Here is a 22063-nt window from a genome sequence, read left to right on the forward strand (position 1 = left end):
CATGGGAAAATGCAGACGCCGTCCCAGAAAGCGTATCGCCCGCATCAGACCTCTTTCGGTCGCTCCGCGGGCGGGAGCATAAAAACATTAAACGCGTCCAGCAGTTGCGCATAATCCGCCGCCGTCAGTTGCCATATATCCTGTTCACTAAGATTGCAGAGGAGCGCGATCATGCGTGCTTCTTTTTCTTCTTCGCTGCCGCGGTCTTTAGAAAAAGCGATACGGTCACGTACCAGCGGCTCGCGCAGAATCACCTGATCAAGAAGACCACCGTTTTCAAATGAAACGGGCGAATACAGTTTGATGACGCGGGTTTCACCGGGAAAGCTCATAAAAACTCCTTAAAGTAAAAACGGCCCGCAGGCCGTTGGTAGCCTGTGGGATAAATCAGAGGCGAACTTTTGCCGCCAGACCAGAAAGCACATCCACACCGTTCACCCGGCGCGCAAAGCGCTCTGTATCGATGGCGAAGAGTTCCCGGCCGTCTTTCGTCTGGCGGTAGTAACTCACGGCAATATCGACCGTGGCGGCGTTTTCAGACAAATTGTCCTTCCCGCGCGCATCCGGTGTAACCGTCTGCACAAAACCTTCAATTTCCTCAATGGTGCCCAGCGCGGTTCCGTTCGCCAGATAGCCCTGATACGCCGTAAAGCGCGGACGGCTGCCGCTGACAAAACCGAATGCAGTCAGCATGTCCGTATCGATGCCGTAGAACTTGACCTGGCACGTCAGAGCTTCCATCCCGTCATCAACGGGCGTCGGTGCATCCTGCGCGCCGGTACGAAGATCTGTTTTAACGACTGCCAACGACGGCGGCGTAAACTCATGCGCCCCATGAATGCGGATCCCCTGCCGGAAGAAGGTCCAGACGCGTAGTGTGTTTTTTTCACTCATGCTGCAAGCATCTCCTCAAGCGCATAGTTGTTATTCACCCGGACGCGCAGGCTGATAAGCTCAGTCGGCGATTTCGGACCAAAGTCATAGTTGATGTACAGGACACCTGCCGCCATGCTTTCTGCGGTATTCAACTCTTCATCCAGCCAGGCGCGACCGCCGAATATGGCACCGAGTCCAACCAGCTGCCGCATATAGGCATTGATGGTGCCGATAATGTCGTCGGCGTTTTCCCGGTCCAGCGGGCGGTCAACGTATTCCAGCATTGTTTCCTGTATGCTGTCCTCGATGACGTCAGCAGTGCGGCGAACCGATTCAAAGCGCCACTGCGGATTGGTACCACACAGACGGTTGCCCCAGTGCTTAAACCCGGCACGACGGATAATGGTGGACACGTTCTGCATGTTGAGCAGGTTCGCGTCGCAGTTTTCATCGCCGAGAATAAACTCGTCGATCTGCTCCACGCCGAGGATATTGTTGATGTCCTGGTTGGATTTGCTCCACCACCATCCCTTCTCAAAGTCGATGCGCGCACGCAGCCCGGCAGCAAATGCCGAATACGGGCGATAGACCAGCTGGCCATCAGCGTTGCTGACCTGTACGCGCGGACGCAGCAGCTCGGTGCGGGTACCATATGACTGGCGGCGCTGCACCACTTCCTGCAACGTCGCACCGGATTCACAGTCAACATACGCCACCGCCCGCAGCTTGCCTGCAACGGTTTCCAGCGCCTTGCCCACCGCATCATCCTCACTGAATCCCGGTGCAATCACGATCCGGGGCTGGTACGTTGTGACAGATTTAGCAGATGACAATGCGCCGATCCCTGCCAGCACCGCAGCCCGTTGCTTTGTTTCTTCTGTTTCTTCCGCCACGCGGATCACCACCGTCAGGGCGTTACGCTGGTCGTTGATTTCCGTCAGCGCCTGCTTAAGCGTGCCTTTTTCCCCAAGGCGAGAGAGCATCGTCGTGCCTGCGATCGCCACCGGCGTATTCAGTGGAAAAGGTTCATCCTCACCACCAGCCAACTGGATGCTGAACGGTGTGACAATACCGCTGCCGCTTCCCTGTGCGGTCACTTTCACATCAGCCAGTGCGCCCACCGCAGTGACAACATCCGCAGGTGTTGCCGTCAGTTTTCCCGTATCATCACAGCCTAACGTGATGGTCAGCGTTAATGCCGTAGCATCCCAGACCGCAGATGTGTCCACCCTGGCTGGATTTTCCGTATCCGGGATCCCGGCTGCAGCCTCTACCACCACAACGTTTCCTGCCCTGCCCGCGATCGTCGCGGCAAAGTCAACAACGTTATCCATAATAGGGGTTCCGGTGGTGGCACTTGCCGCGGTACCGGCTGACGCATCCGGAGCAGTCCCCACCAGGCCGATGATCGCGGTCTGGATTGTAGTGACCGCCACAGTCCCTGAGGTTAGTTCTATTGTTTCAACGCCATGTAACTGAGACATGTTTTTTCTCCAGGCATAAAAAAACCTGCCGTAGCAGGTTACATTTTCTGATTAGGTTGCTTAGTGGTTCCGCCACTGTCTCCGGGGTGGTCATGAATGTTAAAGGTTTGCCGGATCCCGCTCATACTGCCGGTTTTATCCGTAATTTCCTGAGAGGCGCCGATATTACCTTTTACGGTGGTATCGGCATTGATCTGCGTTTTCCCCTGTACCGTCAGGGTATCGGTGATCTCTACCGGGCCGTCCAGCGTACCTTTGCCAATGATTTTGTAGGTGCCGCTCTCCGCCAGGGTGATGGTCAGGGCATGCGCGGCACGGTCATACCGAATTTCGGTACCGTCGCCGTAGCGGGTGATATGTTCACTGTCGCTACCCTCCGGTACCGGCAGCCCGCCGGTATTCCAGCCGGGAAACACCCGGCCATTGTTGAGCTCGCCAGCCTCAGACAGTACTGTCACAGCATCCCCAACCGCGTACGGATTGGAGTCTGCCCGGTTCATACCAGAAAAGCCCTGGCAGAGAGGCAGCCAGGTGGTTATGATGTCGCCCAGATCAACCCGGCATTTAGGGATCCGGTCATGCGTGACAGAATGAATGACGCCGCGCCGTACAATATTCGCCAGCCGGCGCTGTAAATCTCCTTCAATATCATTCATCAGGCTCAGCCTCATAAATCAGTCGGTAGTCATCAACATGTGCGCTGCCAATGTCCGGCGCCCTGCCGATCCACGCCTGTTTGAGCGGTGCGTTCATCTGAGCAAACGGATCCGCACCAAAGGCGGCGGCCTGTGTGTACGAAATGCGCCAGACAAGGTAATCATCCATTCGTGGGTCAAACTCATCGCGCGCAGCGTCGATAAAAATGGCAGGCTCCAGATTTGTCAGGCCAAACTGCTGGCCATCAATCCACTGCGTAACGTCCGCAGCCGCAGTACGGAGAAATATTTCCGGGCGGCTGACACCGTGGCCGGCGGCATCCACTACCACGTACAAATCACAGGACAGGTTTACGTTGAGTTGCCCTTCATTACCGCCCCCCTGCTCCCAGCCATTAATGGAAAAATACACTGCCGGGGTGGAGAGCCCGGAAAAGCGCGGTATGTTTTTTTCCGGATAGGCATCAGCGTCACGCACCCACGCAATTTTTTTCAGCGAGCTGGTGACGGCATCGTGATATTGCCCCAGCAATAAAGGCTCGGCCATAAGCCACCTCAGACAGATATACGGGCTTTCACTCGCCCGCGCAGATCAGTTTCAAAGTGATGCATAAATATCTCCATCGCCTCCGCAAACGCGTTGTCCTCGATGTAGTTCAACATCGGCTCATATATGTCGACTTCCGCTTCGCGGGTGCGGCGGGTGTCCGGATCACGGATTACCACCGTTCTCCTGTTTTCCCGTCGGGATCGGGCAACCTCACCATTTTCATAGGTACGTGGTGAGAGCAAACTACCTTTTGGTGTGAATCCGGCATTTTCCGCCTGGCGCCGCGCCTTAATAAACCGCCCTGTGGATTTATCCCGCCGGGTGTGATGAGGCCTGACACGCCCGTTAATGCGACCTTTAAGGTCTTTGACTTTGATGGCGTTAAGGCCAAACCACAGACGAAAATTATCCAGCCTTGATTGAGAGGCGCGATCGAGACGAAAGGAAAGAAGACGGCGACGCACCAGATCAAGACTGCGTGGTGCCAGGCCACTTTTCAGATCGGCTACCGCTTGTTTACGGAGCGTTGCCGCTGTTCTGGTCAGGGCGCGGGAATACGCGGCCCGGAATTGTTTATGGGTGGCACCGATGTGCTCCGCTATCCGCCAGATGGCATCCACATCGATATCGACAGGCAAATCCCGTCGCAGTCTGGACTCACGCGCCATATCAACTCCACTTATTGATAGCCGGCTGCACTTTACCCGGTGCGCCATACGCCAATGTGACGCGGGTACGGCCTTCTTCATCAGCCCCTACATGCGTCACACGATAAGTCGTACCGTTGATCTCCACACCGTGATGCTTCTCAAGTCCCGCGATATCGGAGGTCATTGCACTGAATGCCGGAGAACGATCCTGAATTTGCCCACCGCCCGGAACATCTACCGGGGCATCAGGCGTCTCGAAAATCACGGTAACAGGACGCAACTCAGCGTCGATATACAGGACGGCAGGCACATCTTCGGCAAATGCCCGGGAGATCCGGACATCCGCATTTAACAGGCGTTGACGAAAGCGGTTCATCAGTAACCCAGCCGGACCGGAACAGATTCGGCATCCGCCGCCGCCGCCGCCCAAGCTGTACCCACCAGAGGATTCAGTGCTGCCGCCTCCCCTGCTTCCACTGTCAATTTACCGTCTGCCAGATACAGCTTCTGACCAACAGTGACCGCTTCCGCCACCTTAGGCAGAACGAAAACCCCCGTGGTGTGCAGCACGCCCCACAGCCCTGCCGGAATGTCATCGTGGGCGACGCCCACCAGCCCCCCTGAAAGCACGGCATCACCTGAGTGAATATCGGTCGCGCCGGTATTCTGAAAATCAAGAGTGTTGCCGTCCTGCTGATAATTATTCGCCATATTTTTTCTCCATAAGAGGATAAGGCGGCCCGCGCCGCCTTCAGGGATAAAAAAAACCGCCAGGCGGCGGTCGTTATTTTTTGGTGACTTTAACCAGCCCGCGCCAGTCGAGCGGGGCCACACCCGCATCAATGCGAACCTTGAATGCGGCACCGTCCACAGTGAAGCCCTGCTGCTGTTCCAGATACGGCGTGTCGATACCGTCCAGATACGCCACTTCAATGGTGTCGCGTCCCTTCGCAGCCGCCAGGTAATAATCAGTCGGGCTGCTGTCATCCAGTCGCGCTTCTGAAAGTACCGTGGCAAAGTTCCGGATCGGGTTATCAATACCGCTATTGGCATCTGCCCCCGGCACACTGGCAGATTTGATCAACTGATTAGCACGGGATTCAATAGCTACCGGCGTCAACGCAAAAGCCGGGCGGATATTGAGGTGACGATCGCCAGACTTCTGCAACAACATCGCCTTACGTCCATCATCCAGTCCATCAATGCTCAGGTCAGCCGCTATCAGGTTGCCATGGTCAGCATGGAACAACGGTTTGCCATCAGACATTTTCGGATTACTGGTCAGCACCGCCCAGACCAGATCGCCGACGGTAGCGCGCGCCGCACCGCCCATAGCCTTCGGGATACGGGTAAGCATATCCATATCGTCGTTAATGATGGTCTGGCGATCGATGCTGAAAAGCTCGCCATAGGTCGCCAACGCAATGGGTTCTCCGCGATCTTTCAGAGTGACATACTTATATTCCGCCCCGGCACGCACCTTGCGCAGGGTCGGGAATGAGTCCAGCCCAGGGCGGTGCGCAGTTTTAAAATCAGTCAGCGTGCCTTTACGGGTCCACTGGTCGAAGTTTTCATTTGCTTCATCCCAGCCCAGCAGTGCCGCTTTGTGCGCCACATCCATCAGGATATTACCGAAGTCGCTGCCGCTGTGGGTAAAGGCCAGGCCGACCATCGCCAGCGGTGTGCCGTGCCCGGAGATACCGATACCGCGATCGACCAGCGACGCGCGCGCCAGTTCACGCAGGGTATAGCCGCTATAGGCATTATCTTTTTCTGCCTGGGCAAACCCCGCCCGGGTCATTACCGCAGCGCGAATGGAATCACCGACCAGATTGCCGTTACCAGCATAAAGATGAATGGCTCCCGGACCTGCGCTTGGGGTGGTGCCTGCCGCCAGCGCCTGCAGCAGTTTGTCGCGGGCCTTTTCGGCGTTGCATGTGAAGTCGGCAAGACATTCCGCCTTCAGCGTCGCGAAGGCCGGGAACGCCTCAAACACGGCTGAAACGGAATTCACGCGCTCCGCGTTCACCGTCTGCATCTGCTGCTGCAACTGCTGGGCAAGCGCGGTAATATCGATGTTCGACATCTGAGGTGCAGGCTGTTGTGGTGCTGGCGGGTTAAGATTTGCCTGTACCGGAGCAGGCTGCTGCGGCTGATTCACAGGAGCTTCGGCGCGCGGCGTAAATAGGGAATTAATCTGTTCTGGCATATTCTGGTAATCCTTCAGTTTATTTTGATTCACACAGGCCGCGGCCTGCAGTTCAGGTTCAAGTTTGTCGGCGAAACCTTTTTCCACCGCCTCGGCACCGTTAAGCCAGGTCTCTGCTTTCAGCATCGCTTCCAGCTCCTCCTGCCCCAGTCCTGTTTTGTTCATGTAGGCGCTGAGCATCAAGGACTCATTACGATCAAGCCAGGCGGCGTAATCGCGCATATCGTCAGAATCGCCGGCGATGCCGCCCCACGGTTTGTGGACCATAATCCAGGCGTTTTCCGGCATGTGCACCGTTGCGCCGGGCAGGCAGACAATCATCGAGGCCATGCTTGCCGCCACGCCGTCCACCCAGATATCCACTTTCGCTTTCAGCCGCGACAGGGTGTTGTAAATGGCAAAACCCTGCATCACATCGCCGCCGGGGCTGTGGATATGCAAGTCCACCGCGCTGGCGTCAAACACCCCCGCCTCTTTACAGTCAGCGACAAACTGCTGGGCAGTGATGCCCCAGCCGCCGATCACGTCATAAAGGAAGATTTCGACGCGGCCTGCGGATAGCGCGCGGATTTCATACCAGCACTGACCGTTTGCCGCATCGACACCCGCCAGGCTGGCGCGCGGATTAATCATCATCGTCCGGTTCACGCCGGGCATCATTTGTTTTTGCCGTTGCATCTGGCATCGCTCCTTTGTCATTGGCGGCGTCGGAATCAAACACCAGCCCGTGTTTACGGTTAAATTCTGTTTCACGAAGTCGCTGGCGTTTAACCTCCTGCGGGTTTTTCCCACGGGCCCGCGCCCATTCCGCTTCTGTACCCGCACCGCCACGCACAATCGCTTTCCAGGCGTTAGCCTCTTTCCCCGGATCAATCCATGGCATAACCGGCCCGAGATAAAGTGCGTTATAGAGAGAATTCGGATCCACATCCGGCGGAACCTCAACGCCACTCAGCAACGCCATTGCCAGCCATGCACGGTAAACGGGCCGGCTGTGCTGGCCGACAAACCATTGTTGCAGGACGTTGTAACCTTCGAAGCTTTCCACCAGCTCCTGACGCTGGGAGCTGTAGGTGCCGTTATAGTCCCGGGCAATGCTGGAATAGCTGCCGCGAGTGCCTGCGGCCACAGCGCGCATCTGTCCGTTTCGGAATTCGTAGAGGTGGACATTCGGGCGGTTTGATTCCACCATGCCCAGGTCCTCGCCGGGCCGCAGTTCGTCGTAAATCATGCCCGGCGAGATATCGAAGTGACGCTGCCCGCCGGGGGGTGAAAACTCACCGTCATCACCAAGTGACTGTGCATCGCCGCGCTTGATGTAGAAGCCCAGCGCAGCGGCAATACGCGCGGCCACGCGCTCGCTCTCTTCATAATCCTTGATGTCTGACAGACGGGTAATGACCCCGTGGATCAGGCTGATACCCCGCAGCTGGTGCAGTCGCTTGCGTTGCGCCAGGTGAAGCATGTTGTCAGCTGAGACAGTTTTGAGTTCGGCGCTGAACCGCGTCATGTTCGCCGGGTGGTATTTGTAAACCCGGTACCCGACAGGGCGGCCCCAGTCGTTCACGATGATGCCCTGCCGAACCTGCTGGCCGGAGGTGCTGTTCAGGTTGAACGGTACAAAATCCGCCTCCAGCATTTCCAGCGAGAACGGTATGGAGGTGGCATGCTGCAGGCCCGGCACATTCCCCCTGACTAACTGCGTGAACACTTCCCCGTCACGCAATGCAGAACGCAACAGCAGGCGCTCGGCTTCCGGCCGGGTAAATATGCCGGTTACTTCCGGGCGCACCGACCATTCCGCCCAGAGTGCCGAAAGCTGTCCGGCAAAATCGGAATGGAGATTGCCCTCCAGATCGAGTGGCTGAGGCTCAACATGGATGCCGTGGGCACCAATTACCCGGTCTTCCATTTTGTCGAACAGGCCGATCACGAGGTCATGGTTTTCATCGAGCCAACGGGCCTGTTCCCGCAGGGACTGGCCTGCTGCAAATACCGAGGTGTCCGCAGACTGGCTTTGCTTTTTGGCCTTGTGCAGCCGTGACGGGTTAGCCGCTTCATACGCATTAAGCCGGAGTCTGTCCCGCGCGCGCGCCGCTGCCCACCCGGGGGAGATAGCCCCCAGTGTTCTTTCAAGAATGCCCATAGAACGCCTTACAGAAAGTTAGCGAGTTTGTACGAACCACCACGATTGTTAACTGTACGCCAGCGACGCTCCCAGTATTCAAGCTCGTCGCGCAGCGCTTTCGGGTCGTGGTTGGTAATGGCGCGACCATTTACGCCGGTAAAGGAGATACTCTTGCCGTCCAGCGAATCCTGGTAGGCCTGGCGCACCATCAGCAGTGTTTTCCAGATGTCGTCTTTCGTCACAGCCAGCCTCCCTTACCGGAAGATCCCAGCCAGTTGCCGGACAGCTCGGTACCCTTTTCAGGTTCAGCCCGGACAGGCGACTGAACAGGTTTTGTTTTTTTCACGGTGATCTCCCGAGGGCGTTCCCCTTCATGAATATTTGGGTTGAGATCCTGCGGCTCAGCCCAGGCAGGGGGTTTTTCCCAGTCACGAATTTTTTCGTAGCCGCGCAGAACCGCAACGGCGTGGGCATAGCAAAACAGGTCAAAGGCCTCGTTGGCACCCTTGCCTGGCTTGCGCCATTTGCCATCCACACCACGCTCTTCGTAGGCCAGTTCTTCGTAGAACCACTCCCCAAGCCAGTCGGGAAAATGGATGTAGCCAGCGCCAGGTGTCTCACGGTCCAGATTATTGCTGAGCTGATCCTTGAGCAGATCGGTCTGCAGCAGATACACGGGCACCTCGCCGCGCGCGTCGGCACGACGGTCGCTGCGTTCGGTATTATTCGGGTGGGTTTTGGTAATGATTTTCTGGCGCTTTGTGCTGTCGCCCTTGACCAGATAGACTCGCTTGCCCAGACCATCGCGCCGGCACTGACGCCAGAATTTATAGGCATTGTCCGTTACGCCCTCTTCACCGCCGCTGTCGACGGCCATGGCCAGCACAGGCATACGCCGCGTCGGATCAGCCTGAAGGGCATACATTTTTTCCAGCACTTCTGAGATCAGAAGTTGCCAGTCCTCCGGATACGCGCCTGGGTGGATCGGCTCCGCCTCGCCGTGCTCATTGCAGCGCAGCGACTGGCGGATGTTGTAGCGATCCACCAGCCAGCGTTCACCGTTTTCGCCATAACCGATAATCTGCACGACGAAACGCCGCTTTTTGCCGCCCTGGACGTCCACGGCCGCCAGCAGGAAACGTACTTTTGGCGGCACCAGGCGTTTACCGTAATCCTCCGCACGCAGCATCAGCGCATCAGCGCGGCGTTGTTCGCTGGCCGATCGCGGCAGATACGGTAGCCCCCAGTCGGTATTGATTACCGCCTTGAGGGTTTCCTCGCTGCCGGTGGCCTCATACTCCTGCTCAGCTGTCAGAAGCTTGTACACCAGCTGCGCCCAAGTCTGATAAGCGGCTGCGGGTCCTTCCATCCAGAACGACGCAATACGCGAACGGCGTGGCTCACCGGAAACATTGCCGTCACGGTCAATACTCTGACCTTCACGCAACCAGACGCCCACCCCGTTAAGCTCGCGCTTTTTATTTGCTGTGATAACGCTGCTGCAGTGCGGACAAAGCAGATGGGCTGACTCGCTGGCTTTCACCGGATCCGGTTCATCCCGGTAGCCAGTCATCGCCTCCATCGCTGGCTGAAAATATTCACCACAGTGCGGACACGGCCAGTACCACCGACGGCGATCGCCGCGATTGTACAGAGAAAGCGCACCTGTCGTCGGTGGCGCTTCATGAGGAGACTTACGGCGCCATTTGCTGTCTCGAATATCACGACCTGGGGAACACTCCACCAGCGTCATCCCGGCGGACATAAACGTCGTGGTACGTTTGGAGGCCAGGGTAAAGCCGTCACCCTCGCCGTCTATGTCCTCTGGGAAGCGGTCATAATCCGTGAGCGCCACACATTTGAAATCTGACGAGGACATGATGTTGATTGAAGGCCAGCCAATCTTGAGATAGTTCCCCGCCAGAAAAGTACGATCATGCACGTTGTTGTCGTTTCGTAACGGGCTCAGGCGTTTTGCAACCTCAGGACTAACTCGGAAGGTTCGGGCCAGTCGCTTTTTTGAATGCTCTCGGGCTTTCTCTTCGGTCATCTGGACGACGAGCATATCGGACGGGTCGCAGACGATGTTGTAAACCACCCAGCCATCCACAAGGCCAATAGTTTTCCCCGTTCGTGCCGGCCCAACAAACACCACCGCATCGTATTCACGCATCGCGAGGCAGTTCATCGGCTCAATCACATACGGGGCAACGGCAGGGTCCCACGGTACCGAGTTACCAGCCCCCATGGGTACGCGCATAAATTTCTGAACCGCCTCAGCCACAGGCATACGGCGCGGGGCTTTGAGAATGGCGGAAGCATTACGCCTGACTTCCGCTGCCGTGGCCTGTCGCATGACTTACTCCTCTTCTGGCATATCCTCCTGTTCCGGTGAGTCGGCCTGCTCAACTTTGAGGGCTATCTGATCGCGCAGATCGTCAATAACATGCTGCACCCTGACAACCGCGGCAGGGGTCATGGCGCAATCGCGCTCAAGAATATCGGGTAACGTTTCCAGCACCTGAACCATCGCTTTCGCCATGGAGGAAAACTCCCTGGTGACTTCAGATGCTGGGATCAGCTCCCCGGTTTCCTGCTGAAACTTGAGCCTTTCGCGCTCTGACTGAAACCAGGCTTTACGATCCGGGGGAATCATTTTGTCGACGTCCACCAGCTCGGACGGTGTGGTGCTTGTCAGCAGCTCCCGCAAAATATCGGTGACGGCATAAAGCTTGAGCTTCGGATTGCTGCCGGGTGCGGGTTGCACATTTGTCAGCTTGCTTGCGACCGTCTGGCGGTGCAGATCGGTAATGGCTGCCAGCTGAGTGATATTCAGCCGGAAATTTTTCAGTTCGTTATCCATGATGGTGAACAAAAAATAGTCATTTCGACATCCTGCAAATGCTCAGGACTGAAATATCAAGAGGTTAAACGGATGATGATGAAACCCATAAAATGCAAAAAACTAGCCGTTTTCCGCGTGTCCGCGCCCCCTCGGTGTTTAGAATCGCCGGGAGGACCCATTAAAATGATAATAGTTATCATTTGAAAATGAGTCTCACGATGTGCGCGTGCGATGCGCAATAAAAAGGCCGCTAAAGCGACCCTTCATGAAGATTTATCAGAGTTCTGAAAATGAAAGTGTTAGTTGATTGCAAACATAACTTCCATTCCTTTCAGTAGTACTGGCATCAACCCCTCTTAGATTGAGAATTCGATGTTCATCACCTGGTCCCTTAATGAATGATAATGTCACTAAATTACCTAGCTTTAAAATTATCTGGGAAAGCTCATCCGGAACGAAAGAAGTGCCAAAAGGCTCCACTGTGATTTTTATCTGACCTGAACCTACTGTTGCATCAAATTCATAGGTCAGAAGTTTCCCCAAGCCGATTCGATAATCACCGCCGATATCGATATGAACCAAAGATTTGTTGTCTATCATGAGCTATTCCTTCATCGAATTTAATAAGGATTATCTCATGAAAACTGGCTCACGCCCTCTGTGTCCAAGATTTTCTCTCTTTCGCCAACTTATCCGCCATCCCTTCATCTGGTTTCCTTCTGACAGTTCACCTGCCACGCTTTGTTATGCGCCAGGATGTCTTTCTTCGTTTGGCGGTCCAGAACATCCCAGTCGTGCTCCGTTCCGTAGATGGGTTTAACCCAGTCGCAAGCCGTGTCCACTACCTCAACCCTTACGGGTCCAGTTGTCCCGCAGCTCGCGATCAACATCGTCGCCAGGCATATGGTTAACAGTCTGCTGTACATTGCTGGCCTCTTTCGTTGCTTCAACCCGGCGTTCGGCTGCTGTGACCGTTGCCGCTGCGTTATCTTCGGTGCGCTGCTGGTCGGCTTTCGCTTTCGCTTTGCTGGTGCCGCGTATATGGCCCAGGCCAAAAGCGCCGGCGATAGCGGAAATTACCAACGCGGCCAGCCCGATTATCGTTTCGATACCCACACTCACCTCACGCCAGAACTGATTTCGCCAGATTAAACAGCGCGCGACGTTTATCCAGCCCGTTGCGGCCGCCATTGATTAACAATGTCACGCGCTCCACGTCGCCGGAATGAAGCAGGCAGCCGCTGGTGGCAAAATACCATGCAGCGGAGCGCGCCGCATTTTCGTCCAGTTCCAGCAACTCCGGCTGCGCGACAAGATCCATTTTTAGCGCCAGCCCACATTTGCGGTAGTTGCTTAATCCGGTAACCTGTTTCAGCCCACGACCACGGTATTTCCAGCCATCACCCGCAACCTGATTACCCAGGTTAGTTTTGCCCCACTCTCCGCCGTAAACCAGATTGGCGATCGCTCTCTGGTTGGCTGGCTGCGTTGCTGTTCTGCCAAGTGCGGCAGCCTGCTGTTCCGTGATACGGTGCTTGCCGAATACGGGAACAAGACGATCGGCAGCGTAGTTCAGGCTTTCCACCACCTTTTCATACCCGCCGGACTCATGCCCCATCTGAGCGATGAACATTGCCTGGTCCAGCGGAGCGGTGATGCAGAATTCCTTCATAGCGGCGTCGATATGCGGAAACCAGCGCGCAGCAAGCCCGGCGCTTATACCAGCCGCCTGCTGAAATTGTGATTGTTTCATGTGATTAATCCGAAATTGAGGCAGGACAAAACTCAAATCAAAGGATGTGATGTAATACCCGCGAAACAGAGTTTGACTAAAGTCGACACTCCACCTCATTAAAACAACACAAAGCCTCGAACTTTCAGGGAAGCGGAGATGTCGCGCTTCCCTTTTTTATTTCTGAAGAATGTTAATTAAGCGTGCCAGGTTCCCCCGAGCGCGAAGCACGATGGCACAGATGATCAGATTGACGATGACCACCATCCAGTGAGACTCCTGATAGAGGCCAAACAGATACCGGAACGGGATGCTGGCATATATCAGCACAACAAAGTAGGCCAGCATAGATATCATCGGGCGATGTCTCGCCCCGTCACGTTGGTAGAACATCAGAACAAGAACGATGACCCCGCAGATTAATGCATTGATCATCGCTGAAGGATCACTTGTTACCATTACTGGTCCCTCCTCCGCGCAAACGAGAGAGAATGCCAAACAGGCTACCCAAATCCTGGCTGTTGACGAAAGTCAGTAGCTTAATGGCAATTGCTGCAACGAGTACCGCACCCAGCGCATCAAGTGGCCTGTCGCTGTATCCAGTCCATTTAGAAAAAAACGAGCCAACTAGCGGAGCGCCAAGAACGCCAAAGATGAATGACGTGATGAAATATCCCACCAGCTTAAAGCGGCTGATGTTCACCGCCGTCGCAACGTAGAATACAGCACCAGCAAAAGCACCAAACACTACGCCGTAATCAATGCCGGTTGCCAGGCCGAACATGCTGGCCCCCATCAGTCCACCAGCAGCTATAGTAGTGCCAGAAACAGGATCGGACATTTAGCCTCCTATTAATTGCTGTGAGTCCTCACAGAAAGAGGGAAAATAAAAAAGGCCGTCCGTGGGCAGCCTTCATAGATTTGATGATAATAATATTAGCTTGGTAAAAGTTGTGGCGGTCCAACCCATGGGAAAGAGTTAAAAACTTCTTGAATGATTGATGTGATTTTCAGCATTGATTCTTCTGACACATCTACTTCACCATGATGTCCGTCAGCCATCGTATACCCAAGCTTGGTACCGAATAAGTTATTCAGCATTAATGCACCCTGAGGGGCAACAACGATACCATTATCCACAGGCTGGAGTTTCAAGGGTTTTGGAACCTTTCCTGCACCAAGGCCTCGCGCCCTATCTTCTAAGTGTTGAGCTGAATTCCTCACCGCCCTCAAGTGGGGAAAATCATTGGCTACCTGAGCAAGTAACTGTTTTATTTGCGCTGGAGCACCATCTTCTTCAGAAATGACTTTTATAAATTTATCAATTGTGTCAAGAGCATACAGAAATGATTTGGCATGTAAAAAAATAATTCTCTGTTCATGGCTTAATGGAACATCTCCGGTACGCCATTTATCCCTTTTTAAGCGAGCATCAACCTCAAACCTTACTTCTTCGTAACCTTCATAGGGCTGTATGCCCAATTCATTTCTCACCTGCTGTTCTAAAACCTGGCGTTTTTGGAAATCATTCTGCCACTGCTCAGGGTTTTGAACTCCCAAAGCGGATCTGTTATCACTTTCGCCATTAAATAAATTTAATGCGACATTAGCATCATAAAAGGCCGTTTCTAAATGACTTAACAGTCTTTCAAATTTCCAGCTTAGTTCCCTATCTTCGTAATTAAGGTTGCTCCCGGGCTTAGTTAATTCGAAAATCAACATTTGTCTGTTCCGTAGTAAGAATGTCAGACAATTATATTACTCCCAAAAAATGATTAATCTATTTGTGAGCGCACAAAAAAACCCGCTGAAAGGCGGGCTTCTTTTAGTCCTGTTGCTCAGTTCGCTTTAACGTCCCGAGCTTATCACAATTTAAGCACTTACTGGTTCACTTTTCAAGTATAACTTGCTGCTATTTGTTTCGAATGCGTCACAAAGTGGAGCATAAAGCATCGATTCTGCAAGACTTAGCCAAGTGTCGATACGACGACGACAGGTCATGAATGTCCATTCTGGATGTTTTTGCTGCAATTCAGTTGCCATCTGACGCTTGCTCTTGCGCAGGCGATGACGGTCCGCGATCACCCTATAGAGAGAGCTGTAATCCTCGTTCATCAAAACAGCGGCAATCACACCGTCAATCTTTAGGCCTTCATCGTCCGAGCAGAACGCCAGACCACTTTTATTCTTCCCTTCGAGAATCTCTCTGAAGAACGATTCCAACTCTGGTTTACTGATACCAGCTTTCTTCATGCGGCGTAGCGCTTCGTTGATTGCCGTTTTGGTGATTTTCCCTGATGCCAGTAGCTGGTTAAACATGTTCCCACCAGTTCCACCGCCGATGAAAGACCAGCGCCCCCACATACGCAACTTGCCTTGTATCCAGATACTTTCCAGAGTTCGAAGGCGAACCATTTCATCAGCTTTGCCTACTTCAGAAGGATTAATCATTTAGTGTTCTCCACTTATACCAACACACCAATAGCAAGCGCGCGATCGATAAAACGAAATATCAACTCCAGTTGGGAGCCGTATTTCTCTTCGAATGCCACGGTATCCGCATGTAACTCGTCGTGATGCTTTCTGCACAAAGGCAACACCCAGAGGTCATGTGCTTTTGTCCCCATGCCGCCCTGACCGTGACCTATCAGGTGGTGCGGATCATCTGCCGGATGGCGACAACACTCGCAGGGCTGGCTTTTTACCCAGCGCGTATACTTTTCATTCTCCCAGCGGCGGCGCTTAGGCCGTAACATGAACGACTCAGGACTATCCGGATCCGCTTGTAGCGCCATAACAGGCTTTTGCTCTACCGGCTCCGGGGCTTCTGTCCGTTTAAACCGTCTTGCTCTCTGCTGAAGTTGAACCGCCGATGGGACAGGGTCGCCCGGGATGATATCGGCCTCTTTGTAGACCGACAGAAATGGTTCAACAGGGAGACGCAGCGCCTGATGCGCCATTCCCTCCGTTATTGAATCCCCAATCCCGGAGTAAATAGCCCACCAACACAATTCCCCAAGGGACAGCTCGCGCTCTTTGTTGTATCCGAGCCCCAGTAATACTCTCTCGATCACCCATTCCGTGGCGTTATTCAGCGCCATCGCCCCAAGCGTTTCCGTCGTTTGGTCTTTCAGTGTGTGGTCGCAGTGCCAACAAACAGCTATCGCCGACGATGCGTAGCGCATTGTGACCACCTCGTTATGGTGATAATCACCGTGGGGGTACTGACACTTTTTGAAGCGCCTCAGCAACCACTCTTCCAGGGCATTGATTCCCCCAGCGGCCTGAATAACTCGCGCATCAGAGAAAAAGGACTGGAGGTTTTTGTTTTCGGCTAGCGGTTGGCGTGCGTCCGGGACTCGCCCAGTAGGCATGCCTGCCATATGCTCAGGCTGACGTTCCACCAGCACACGGCCACCTGTAAATAGGGAAAATAGTTCGCTGCCAGGCTTGAGGAGCACCACGCCTAGACGTGGCACAACTTCAGGGGTTAGCAGCGCTCTCATGCAACCTCCCGCTGCCGGTTGCATAACTCGGGCAGGTTGGCCTCCACCAGCGCACGGGCAAACGGAGGCGGAACGGCGTTACCGCAGCGTGCAACCTGCTTGTCTTTTGCATAGCGCTGGCCGCGATAATCACGATCGATAATGTAACCTTCAGGAAAGCCTTGGGCCTTATACAACTCATGAGGTTGCAACATGCGCATGCCAATATCGACAATCTGGTAGTTGGCACCGTCAACCGTTACCAGGCCGAAGCGATCATTGGTTGTGACGGTTCCCAGTGGTTCATCCAGAGATACGCCGCTTTTTTCATTTCCGTAGTACTTCATCAGGAAGGCGCGAACCTCTCCGATATGCAGGCCGCCGGCGGTAACCGTAGGAATGGGCTGGTCCACTTTACGACCGTCTTTGCAGGTACCGCGCAGATGAACCAGGTGTGAGGTCACAACAGCATGGTGATCGGTGGTCGTTACGGTATGCGTCGGTTCATTCATTGCGGCGCCGGGACCGGGACCGGAATAATTACCCCCGTAATGCTTCGCCAGAAATGCACTTACAGCAGCAAATTTATTCCCCCCGGCGGTCACCGTTCCCAGCGGTTTCTCAAGCTGGAGCACACGAGGTGGTTGCCCTTCCCTTTCGCCATAGCCCATCTGAATCAGCGTTGAGGTCACCAGTTGAGATTTACCGCCACCACCAGCAGTAATGGTCGCGCTCGGCTCGTCCGCTCGATGACCTATGCTGGCCCCGAACTGGCGGGTTATCACTGGCGCAACGAGACAGGCCCGGGATTGTTTCAGAATGGTGTGCGTCGGCTTATCAAGTGGGCGTGGCTTCGCCTGGTACTCGCTGCCACCATTTCCGGCGATGAACGGAGTAACAACAGCATAACCATGTTTTTTCGTGATTGTCTGAAGCGGACTATCGATGTCCTGCCCACGGAAGCAATCGTGAGCGCCGCTGGTGCCATGGTTGCACTTCACGATAAACGGCGTCGGATTGTTCAGCACAAAGCGCTCAATACCGCGCGCAATACGTTTTAAAGTGTTCTCTGCCAGGGGCTTTTTGCGTTCGAAGATGCTCTGGCACGGAAGAGACCAGTCGATACACTCCGCCGCGGTACGCCATGGTGCCAGCCTGCCGCTCTGAACCTCCAGCGATTTAGGATCGCCATGTGTTGGCTCTGGCCAGTGAATATCCTCACCATCACAGCGCATAACCATGAAGAAACGCTTGCGGATAGTCGGCGCGCCGAAGTCACAGGCTCGTAGCTCGCGGTAATCAATGCTGTACCCCAGCCCGTTAACCAGTGCCCGGGCCTGAACACCATCAGACGGGATAGACAGGAACTCGCACACCTCCGCCAGGGCGGGATGATCCGCAGGGATGCCATCAGACAGCATGCCGACAAACGCCGCGAAGGTTTCACCTGTGCGGGATGGATCCGGGCGCATTTCATCTGCCAGCAGCGGCCCCCACGTTTTGAATTCCTCCACGTTCTCCAACATCATAACGCGCGGACGCTTCGCCAGCGCCCAACGCACCACGACCCACGCCAGACCACGAATTTCTTTTTTTACCGGCTTAGCACCCTTCGCCTTTGAGAAGTGCCGGCAATCAGGGCTAAACCATGCGAGGCCGACTGGATTGTCGCCAGTGGCAGCCACCGGATCAACATCGAAGACGGATTCGCAGTAATGCAGGGTGTCGGGGTGGTTAGTTTTGTGCATGGCGATCGCGTTTTCGTCATGGTTAATGGCAATATCCACACTGCGCCCGATCGCCAGCTCGATACCGGTACTCGCACCGCCGCCGCCAGCAAAATTATCAACGATAATCTCACGCATGGGTCACCACCTGCATGCTACTAACAAGACCTGACGCAACGGTAATGATCTCGCTGGTGGGCATACGCTCAAGCCAGAGCTGATTAATGTTCGCCTTCAGCTTGTTCTGCTGGACCAACTCCAGAGAATCCGCTCCCTCAACCTGATTGAACACCAGACCAACTTCCAGCGGCCAGATCCGCGATTCGACATCTGGCAGTGTCACCGGCGCTGTAGACTGCGATGCTGTTGTTGGCTGCCGGGCCCGGCCTGCGGCAAATTCTACCAATGACATAAATGCCTGCCCTTTCACCTCCAGTTCGGTACGGTTGATATAACTGAAACGCTCGCCACGCCATGACTTATCGAATACAGCTATGGCGCCGGCAAAAAACGCGCTGGTGGGCTTCTGTTTTTCGTCAGCAGGTACAAACCACACTGGCAGATCGAAACCAATGCGCCCGCGAATAAATACAATGTGATCTGCATCTTCCGGCCACCACGTTTCACTCGGCGCGGCTTTTATCAGGAATACATAGCGACCGCCCTTCTCGCGCTGGGCTGCTGCGTATTTCATGATGTGCGTCATGCCTGTGATCGCCTGCTTCTCGTGGTACTGCGAACGGCTATACGGTGGGTTGCCATAACCAGCGCCACCCAGTTCTTTCAGACGTTCAGACCAGTCCTGAGTCAGCGCGTTATCTTCAGCGGTGTACCATACCGGGCACTTCGCGTTGTCATCATCAGCAAACAGGTCGAGAACTAGCGGGCCAAACATCGCATTGATGCCCCAAAACAGCAGATCCGGTGTGCGCCACTGATCGCCAACTTCTTTTAACTCATGGGCTGGCTGGCTACGCAGTTCAGCCAGCGCATGGCAGTATTTATTCATGAGCGAAATCCCGAATTTTCTGGTAGTGAATAATCCACATCTTTGAAGGTTGCCCGCGCAGCAGGGCTGGGATTGGTAACCCACTCGCCATTTTTGCGCTCAGGGCGACCGGCTTTGTGCCATTTGTTCGCGGCCTGCAGGTAACCAGGGAATTTCGTTGGTAGAAACAGCGTCGTTGGTCGAAGGTACTCGGACATTTTAAAATCCTGCCCCCATTTCTCTGTCATGTACTCCACAACCAGAGTGAGCTCCTCGTTGGTAAACCCTTCCCCCAGCCGGGCGCGAATATTCTCCAGCGACGTTTTCCCCACCTGATAACGGGATCCCGTTTTTTGGTTCAGAAAAGTCAAAACTTGTTTAGCCTGATCGGTGATCATCACTGCAGGGTCGGGTTGCGGCGCAACCAGACAAGAAGGTTTTTTATTTGATGGATCGGTAGTTGAATTTACTGACGGATCCCCGCCAGATTCTGACGGGTGAAAACCGCCATTTTTACCGGATTTTGACGCCTCAAATTTTGACGGGTCAGATTTTGATGCGTCAGATTTTGACGGGTCAGAATCTGACAGGTGAGCGAAGGCCGCCGCCTGGAGTTTCTCCACATTAAGTCGGTAAACATTGGATGCATTACGGTTGCCCTGACGGCGAGCGGTACGGGTCAACCAACCTTCAGCTTCCAGCTTTGCTATCGCCGTTCTGACCGTGCTGGGCCCCGCCCCAATCTGACGAGCGATAGTCTCAATGGAAGGCCAGGAAACGCCTTCGTCGTTACTGAAGTCTGCCAGGCGTGCCATTATTGCGACACTGGAAATCTTCATGCCTGCCGCCGCACAGCCATCCCAGACGTATGCAGATAATTTAACGCTCACTTATCTACCCTCACGAATCTTGCACGGAACACAATCAGCGGCGCCACGCACTCCCATTCGTAACCAGGGCGGCGGTAGATAACACGCTGTCCGGCTGCGTCATAACCCGTCACATTCACAACGATGCCGTGATGATCCCGGTAATATCGGTTCAGGGGTTGAATATGCTCTGTCACGTTAGCCCCCCATCAATTCGGAGGCGTAGCGTTCGGCAATCCACTGGACGCCACGTGGTGTTACGCGGGTTTGCGTATAGGCATGACCGAAATCAGACGTACCGGTTTTGACGGTAAACAGGCCCTCACGCTGGCGCAGGGCATGCGGCAGCAAATTGCCAGACTGGCGGAACAATACTTTGTCACGCAGCAGCACGTCGATCATCGCCTTTTCGGGCATATTCAGGATCTTCGCCGTCTCACGCAGGCTTTTGGCGCCGCCAGCTTCAACATATTGCTCAACAAAAGCCACTTTTGGGGCATCCTGCTGAACCTTATGGTTTAACCGTGCATTCTGCTCGGCCATATCGGCAGCCAGGCGCAATGCTTCCGGCAAAGTTTGCGGGATGGCGCCAGCGCGCTCTTCCAGTTCACGCAGACGGCGGATGATTGCCATCCGCAAAGGCGCGCTGTAACCGGCAACCAGACACTCGGTATGCTCGCGATCGAGGCGATATTCCCGATACTGCTGATTATTCTGGGGGTGGGTCCAGAAATGGGCATACCCCTCCGGCTTCTCGCCGAGTTGCTGCAGCATGGTTTCAATATCGCGTACGACGTGTTTGTGCTGCTTCTGAGTTAGCGCCGCAATATCGCGACTACTCATCGTTACGCGTACCCCAGCAAAGAGCGGAGCCGCTGAAACATTAACGCCGTTTATTTGTTGAACCATGCCGCGGCCCTCCGGTTGAATACCCCCACAATTTGAGCCGCGCGACTGTGGTTACATGAAACCCAGCGACCCGATACCATGCGTTCATACCGAAACGAAGGAGCGCCCGGTACCGGGATCATCCTGAGTTGCGGCAAATAAAAATTTGCGGTTAAATTGCTCACGCGGATTTCTCCATACACAATGATTTATCTGCCACGGCGCCCGGAGCTGCACACTCGCGGGCGTCACTCTTTTCTGGCGCGCAAAACACGCGATAAACGAGCGACGTATGTTCCTGAAGCTTTGATATTGCGCTGTACAGTTCGCCATCAATCGCCGATCGCTCATGAGGTTCAATCACCCCATCCTCGATCGCTTCTCTGACCTGTTGCGAATAAGTGCTAATCTGTTCTATTGCCTCAAGCAGGCGCTGGTTTATATCCCCGTAGTCCAGATCTTCAATCTCTGGCATTGGAACGAACGTACCGCCTGACGCTCTGCTGACGGCGTGGGCGATATGGTTTTTTCCACCAGCGCTTTGCAGAACCATTGCCCAGCCGAGCGGGAAAATCTGATCGCCATCGGTACGCAGACGATTAAATAGCGCGTTTTCTGTCACCCCCAACCATTCAGCGGCTTCGGCATACCCGCCCGGCAGGTCAGTGATTGTCTTTTTGATAGCGGCGACCAGCCAAGCTGGCTGCTTATCAACTTTCCATTCAGGTTCGTTACCCACGGCTCCCCCTTCGTTTCTGTGGTTCAATTTATGTTGTCGAATGGCTACGCTTTTCATAAAGCGATTGGTCCACTTTCAAATCACCTTTCGTCAGCGCCTGAATCTCAAAGGCCCGTCCTTTTGGGATAATCTCATCCCATCCGGATACGGAAGCGTGCGAGATGTTTAACGCCTTAGCGGTTTTCCCTACGCCACCGAAGTAAGAAATAACTTCATTTTTCTTCATTTTTTTCCTCT

The 22063-nt window shown here is 54.4% G+C and carries 28 protein-coding genes; all 28 read right to left on the minus strand.

Going from position 1 to position 22063, the window contains the following annotated elements; genetic code table 11:
* Positions 1–44: 44 nt before the first annotated feature.
* Positions 45–332, minus strand: a complete 288-nt coding sequence (locus OOJ60_RS05645; RefSeq protein WP_205612186.1) for a phage tail assembly protein — start codon at positions 330–332, stop codon at positions 45–47.
* 55 nt (positions 333–387) lie between these two features.
* Positions 388–894 (minus strand): phage major tail tube protein, encoded by a 507-nt coding sequence (locus tag OOJ60_RS05650; protein ID WP_205612187.1) that lies wholly within the window; start codon positions 892–894, stop codon positions 388–390.
* Positions 891–2360: a phage tail sheath family protein gene (locus tag OOJ60_RS05655; RefSeq protein ID WP_205612188.1), complete on the minus strand. Its 1470-nt coding sequence runs from the start codon at positions 2358–2360 to the stop codon at positions 891–893. Before OOJ60_RS05655 ends, OOJ60_RS05650 begins: the two co-directional genes overlap by 4 nt.
* A gap of 38 nt (positions 2361–2398) precedes the next feature.
* Positions 2399–3016, minus strand: coding sequence for a phage baseplate assembly protein V (locus tag OOJ60_RS05660; protein WP_205612189.1), 618 nt, complete (start codon positions 3014–3016; stop codon positions 2399–2401).
* Complete coding sequence (locus OOJ60_RS05665) at positions 3009–3563, minus strand: hypothetical protein (protein ID WP_205612190.1); 555 nt, start codon at positions 3561–3563, stop codon at positions 3009–3011. The genes OOJ60_RS05660 and OOJ60_RS05665 overlap by 8 nt, the downstream gene beginning before the upstream one ends.
* Positions 3564–3571: 8 nt before the next feature.
* Positions 3572–4234, minus strand: coding sequence for a hypothetical protein (locus OOJ60_RS05670; RefSeq protein WP_205612191.1), 663 nt, complete (start codon positions 4232–4234; stop codon positions 3572–3574).
* 1 nt (position 4235) lies between these two features.
* Positions 4236–4592 carry a head-tail joining protein gene (locus OOJ60_RS05675; protein WP_205612192.1) on the minus strand — a complete coding sequence of 119 codons (357 nt, stop codon included), beginning with the start codon at positions 4590–4592 and terminating at the stop codon, positions 4236–4238.
* Positions 4592–4927, minus strand: a complete 336-nt coding sequence (locus OOJ60_RS05680) for a DUF2190 family protein (RefSeq protein WP_205612193.1) — start codon at positions 4925–4927, stop codon at positions 4592–4594. The genes OOJ60_RS05675 and OOJ60_RS05680 overlap by 1 nt, the downstream gene beginning before the upstream one ends.
* A 73-nt stretch (positions 4928–5000) precedes the next feature.
* Positions 5001–7082: a ClpP-like prohead protease/major capsid protein fusion protein gene (locus OOJ60_RS05685; protein ID WP_205612400.1), complete on the minus strand. Its 2082-nt coding sequence runs from the start codon at positions 7080–7082 to the stop codon at positions 5001–5003.
* On the minus strand, positions 7051–8571 hold the full coding sequence (locus OOJ60_RS05690) for a phage portal protein (RefSeq protein WP_205612194.1): 1521 nt from the start codon (positions 8569–8571) through the stop codon (positions 7051–7053). Before OOJ60_RS05690 ends, OOJ60_RS05685 begins: the two co-directional genes overlap by 32 nt.
* A gap of 8 nt (positions 8572–8579) precedes the next feature.
* Positions 8580–8795 (minus strand): hypothetical protein, encoded by a 216-nt coding sequence (locus OOJ60_RS05695; protein WP_205612195.1) that lies wholly within the window; start codon positions 8793–8795, stop codon positions 8580–8582.
* Entirely contained in the window at positions 8792–10909 is a 2118-nt protein-coding gene (locus OOJ60_RS05700; RefSeq protein ID WP_205612196.1) for a phage terminase large subunit family protein, read from the minus strand. The genes OOJ60_RS05695 and OOJ60_RS05700 overlap by 4 nt, the downstream gene beginning before the upstream one ends.
* Positions 10910–10912: 3 nt before the next feature.
* Positions 10913–11416 carry a DUF1441 family protein gene (locus OOJ60_RS05705; RefSeq protein ID WP_205612401.1) on the minus strand — a complete coding sequence of 168 codons (504 nt, stop codon included), beginning with the start codon at positions 11414–11416 and terminating at the stop codon, positions 10913–10915.
* 258 nt (positions 11417–11674) lie between these two features.
* Entirely contained in the window at positions 11675–11998 is a 324-nt protein-coding gene (locus OOJ60_RS05710; RefSeq protein ID WP_205612197.1) for a hypothetical protein, read from the minus strand.
* Positions 11999–12244: 246 nt separating this feature from the next.
* Entirely contained in the window at positions 12245–12514 is a 270-nt protein-coding gene (locus OOJ60_RS05715; protein ID WP_205612198.1) for a hypothetical protein, read from the minus strand.
* Positions 12515–12521: 7 nt separating this feature from the next.
* Positions 12522–13151, minus strand: a complete 630-nt coding sequence (locus OOJ60_RS05720; RefSeq protein ID WP_205612199.1) for a glycoside hydrolase family 19 protein — start codon at positions 13149–13151, stop codon at positions 12522–12524.
* Between the two features lie 156 nt (positions 13152–13307).
* Entirely contained in the window at positions 13308–13589 is a 282-nt protein-coding gene (locus OOJ60_RS05725) for a phage holin family protein (protein ID WP_044268894.1), read from the minus strand.
* Positions 13576–13971 carry a phage holin family protein gene (locus OOJ60_RS05730; protein WP_205612200.1) on the minus strand — a complete coding sequence of 132 codons (396 nt, stop codon included), beginning with the start codon at positions 13969–13971 and terminating at the stop codon, positions 13576–13578. The genes OOJ60_RS05725 and OOJ60_RS05730 overlap by 14 nt, the downstream gene beginning before the upstream one ends.
* Positions 13972–14066: 95 nt before the next feature.
* Positions 14067–14852, minus strand: a complete 786-nt coding sequence (locus OOJ60_RS05735; protein ID WP_205612201.1) for a hypothetical protein — start codon at positions 14850–14852, stop codon at positions 14067–14069.
* 150 nt (positions 14853–15002) lie between these two features.
* Positions 15003–15581, minus strand: coding sequence for a DUF1133 family protein (locus OOJ60_RS05740; RefSeq protein ID WP_205612202.1), 579 nt, complete (start codon positions 15579–15581; stop codon positions 15003–15005).
* 14 nt (positions 15582–15595) lie between these two features.
* On the minus strand, positions 15596–16636 hold the full coding sequence (locus OOJ60_RS05745) for a DUF968 domain-containing protein (protein WP_205612203.1): 1041 nt from the start codon (positions 16634–16636) through the stop codon (positions 15596–15598).
* A complete protein-coding gene (locus OOJ60_RS05750) occupies positions 16633–18480 on the minus strand; it encodes a DNA cytosine methyltransferase (protein ID WP_205612204.1) in 1848 nt (615 codons plus the stop codon). The genes OOJ60_RS05745 and OOJ60_RS05750 overlap by 4 nt, the downstream gene beginning before the upstream one ends.
* Entirely contained in the window at positions 18473–19351 is an 879-nt protein-coding gene (locus tag OOJ60_RS05755) for a phage N-6-adenine-methyltransferase (protein WP_205612205.1), read from the minus strand. Before OOJ60_RS05755 ends, OOJ60_RS05750 begins: the two co-directional genes overlap by 8 nt.
* Positions 19348–20220, minus strand: coding sequence for a conserved phage C-terminal domain-containing protein (locus OOJ60_RS05760; protein WP_205612206.1), 873 nt, complete (start codon positions 20218–20220; stop codon positions 19348–19350). Before OOJ60_RS05760 ends, OOJ60_RS05755 begins: the two co-directional genes overlap by 4 nt.
* Entirely contained in the window at positions 20217–20396 is a 180-nt protein-coding gene (locus OOJ60_RS05765; protein ID WP_205612207.1) for a DUF4222 domain-containing protein, read from the minus strand. Before OOJ60_RS05765 ends, OOJ60_RS05760 begins: the two co-directional genes overlap by 4 nt.
* A gap of 1 nt (position 20397) precedes the next feature.
* A complete protein-coding gene (locus tag OOJ60_RS05770; RefSeq protein ID WP_181822678.1) occupies positions 20398–21042 on the minus strand; it encodes a phage antirepressor KilAC domain-containing protein in 645 nt (214 codons plus the stop codon).
* Positions 21043–21268: 226 nt separating this feature from the next.
* Positions 21269–21826 (minus strand): YmfL family putative regulatory protein, encoded by a 558-nt coding sequence (locus OOJ60_RS05775; RefSeq protein WP_205612209.1) that lies wholly within the window; start codon positions 21824–21826, stop codon positions 21269–21271.
* A gap of 28 nt (positions 21827–21854) precedes the next feature.
* The gene (locus OOJ60_RS05780; protein ID WP_181822676.1) at positions 21855–22052 is read right to left on the minus strand and encodes a Cro/CI family transcriptional regulator; all 198 of its coding nucleotides are present in this window, start codon (positions 22050–22052) and stop codon (positions 21855–21857) included.
* Between the last annotated feature and the right edge of the window lie 11 nt (positions 22053–22063).

Origin of the sequence: Citrobacter sp. R4 (genome assembly GCF_026719175.1) — a bacterium.
In the GTDB taxonomy this organism is placed as follows: domain Bacteria; phylum Pseudomonadota; class Gammaproteobacteria; order Enterobacterales; family Enterobacteriaceae; genus Citrobacter_A; species Citrobacter_A sedlakii.

What these genes read in the sequence shown, in the direction of transcription:
- OOJ60_RS05645 (WP_205612186.1), bottom strand. Translation starts at nt 332, where the DNA reads ATGAGCTTTCCCGGTGAAACCCGCGTCATCAAACTGTATTCGCCCGTT.
- OOJ60_RS05650 (WP_205612187.1), bottom strand. Translation starts at nt 894, where the DNA reads ATGAGTGAAAAAAACACACTACGCGTCTGGACCTTCTTCCGGCAGGGG.
- OOJ60_RS05655 (WP_205612188.1), bottom strand. Translation starts at nt 2,360, where the DNA reads ATGTCTCAGTTACATGGCGTTGAAACAATAGAACTAACCTCAGGGACT.
- OOJ60_RS05660 (WP_205612189.1), bottom strand. Translation starts at nt 3,016, where the DNA reads ATGAATGATATTGAAGGAGATTTACAGCGCCGGCTGGCGAATATTGTA.
- OOJ60_RS05665 (WP_205612190.1), bottom strand. Translation starts at nt 3,563, where the DNA reads ATGGCCGAGCCTTTATTGCTGGGGCAATATCACGATGCCGTCACCAGC.
- OOJ60_RS05670 (WP_205612191.1), bottom strand. Translation starts at nt 4,234, where the DNA reads ATGGCGCGTGAGTCCAGACTGCGACGGGATTTGCCTGTCGATATCGAT.
- OOJ60_RS05675 (WP_205612192.1), bottom strand. Translation starts at nt 4,592, where the DNA reads ATGAACCGCTTTCGTCAACGCCTGTTAAATGCGGATGTCCGGATCTCC.
- OOJ60_RS05680 (WP_205612193.1), bottom strand. Translation starts at nt 4,927, where the DNA reads ATGGCGAATAATTATCAGCAGGACGGCAACACTCTTGATTTTCAGAAT.
- OOJ60_RS05685 (WP_205612400.1), bottom strand. Translation starts at nt 7,082, where the DNA reads ATGCCCGGCGTGAACCGGACGATGATGATTAATCCGCGCGCCAGCCTG.
- OOJ60_RS05690 (WP_205612194.1), bottom strand. Translation starts at nt 8,571, where the DNA reads ATGGGCATTCTTGAAAGAACACTGGGGGCTATCTCCCCCGGGTGGGCA.
- OOJ60_RS05700 (WP_205612196.1), bottom strand. Translation starts at nt 10,909, where the DNA reads ATGCGACAGGCCACGGCAGCGGAAGTCAGGCGTAATGCTTCCGCCATT.
- OOJ60_RS05705 (WP_205612401.1), bottom strand. Translation starts at nt 11,416, where the DNA reads ATGGATAACGAACTGAAAAATTTCCGGCTGAATATCACTCAGCTGGCA.
- OOJ60_RS05710 (WP_205612197.1), bottom strand. Translation starts at nt 11,998, where the DNA reads ATGATAGACAACAAATCTTTGGTTCATATCGATATCGGCGGTGATTAT.
- OOJ60_RS05720 (WP_205612199.1), bottom strand. Translation starts at nt 13,151, where the DNA reads ATGAAACAATCACAATTTCAGCAGGCGGCTGGTATAAGCGCCGGGCTT.
- OOJ60_RS05725 (WP_044268894.1), bottom strand. Translation starts at nt 13,589, where the DNA reads ATGGTAACAAGTGATCCTTCAGCGATGATCAATGCATTAATCTGCGGG.
- OOJ60_RS05730 (WP_205612200.1), bottom strand. Translation starts at nt 13,971, where the DNA reads ATGTCCGATCCTGTTTCTGGCACTACTATAGCTGCTGGTGGACTGATG.
- OOJ60_RS05735 (WP_205612201.1), bottom strand. Translation starts at nt 14,852, where the DNA reads ATGTTGATTTTCGAATTAACTAAGCCCGGGAGCAACCTTAATTACGAA.
- OOJ60_RS05740 (WP_205612202.1), bottom strand. Translation starts at nt 15,581, where the DNA reads ATGATTAATCCTTCTGAAGTAGGCAAAGCTGATGAAATGGTTCGCCTT.
- OOJ60_RS05745 (WP_205612203.1), bottom strand. Translation starts at nt 16,636, where the DNA reads ATGAGAGCGCTGCTAACCCCTGAAGTTGTGCCACGTCTAGGCGTGGTG.
- OOJ60_RS05750 (WP_205612204.1), bottom strand. Translation starts at nt 18,480, where the DNA reads ATGCGTGAGATTATCGTTGATAATTTTGCTGGCGGCGGCGGTGCGAGT.
- OOJ60_RS05755 (WP_205612205.1), bottom strand. Translation starts at nt 19,351, where the DNA reads ATGAATAAATACTGCCATGCGCTGGCTGAACTGCGTAGCCAGCCAGCC.
- OOJ60_RS05770 (WP_181822678.1), bottom strand. Translation starts at nt 21,042, where the DNA reads ATGAGTAGTCGCGATATTGCGGCGCTAACTCAGAAGCAGCACAAACAC.
- OOJ60_RS05780 (WP_181822676.1), bottom strand. Translation starts at nt 22,052, where the DNA reads ATGAAGAAAAATGAAGTTATTTCTTACTTCGGTGGCGTAGGGAAAACC.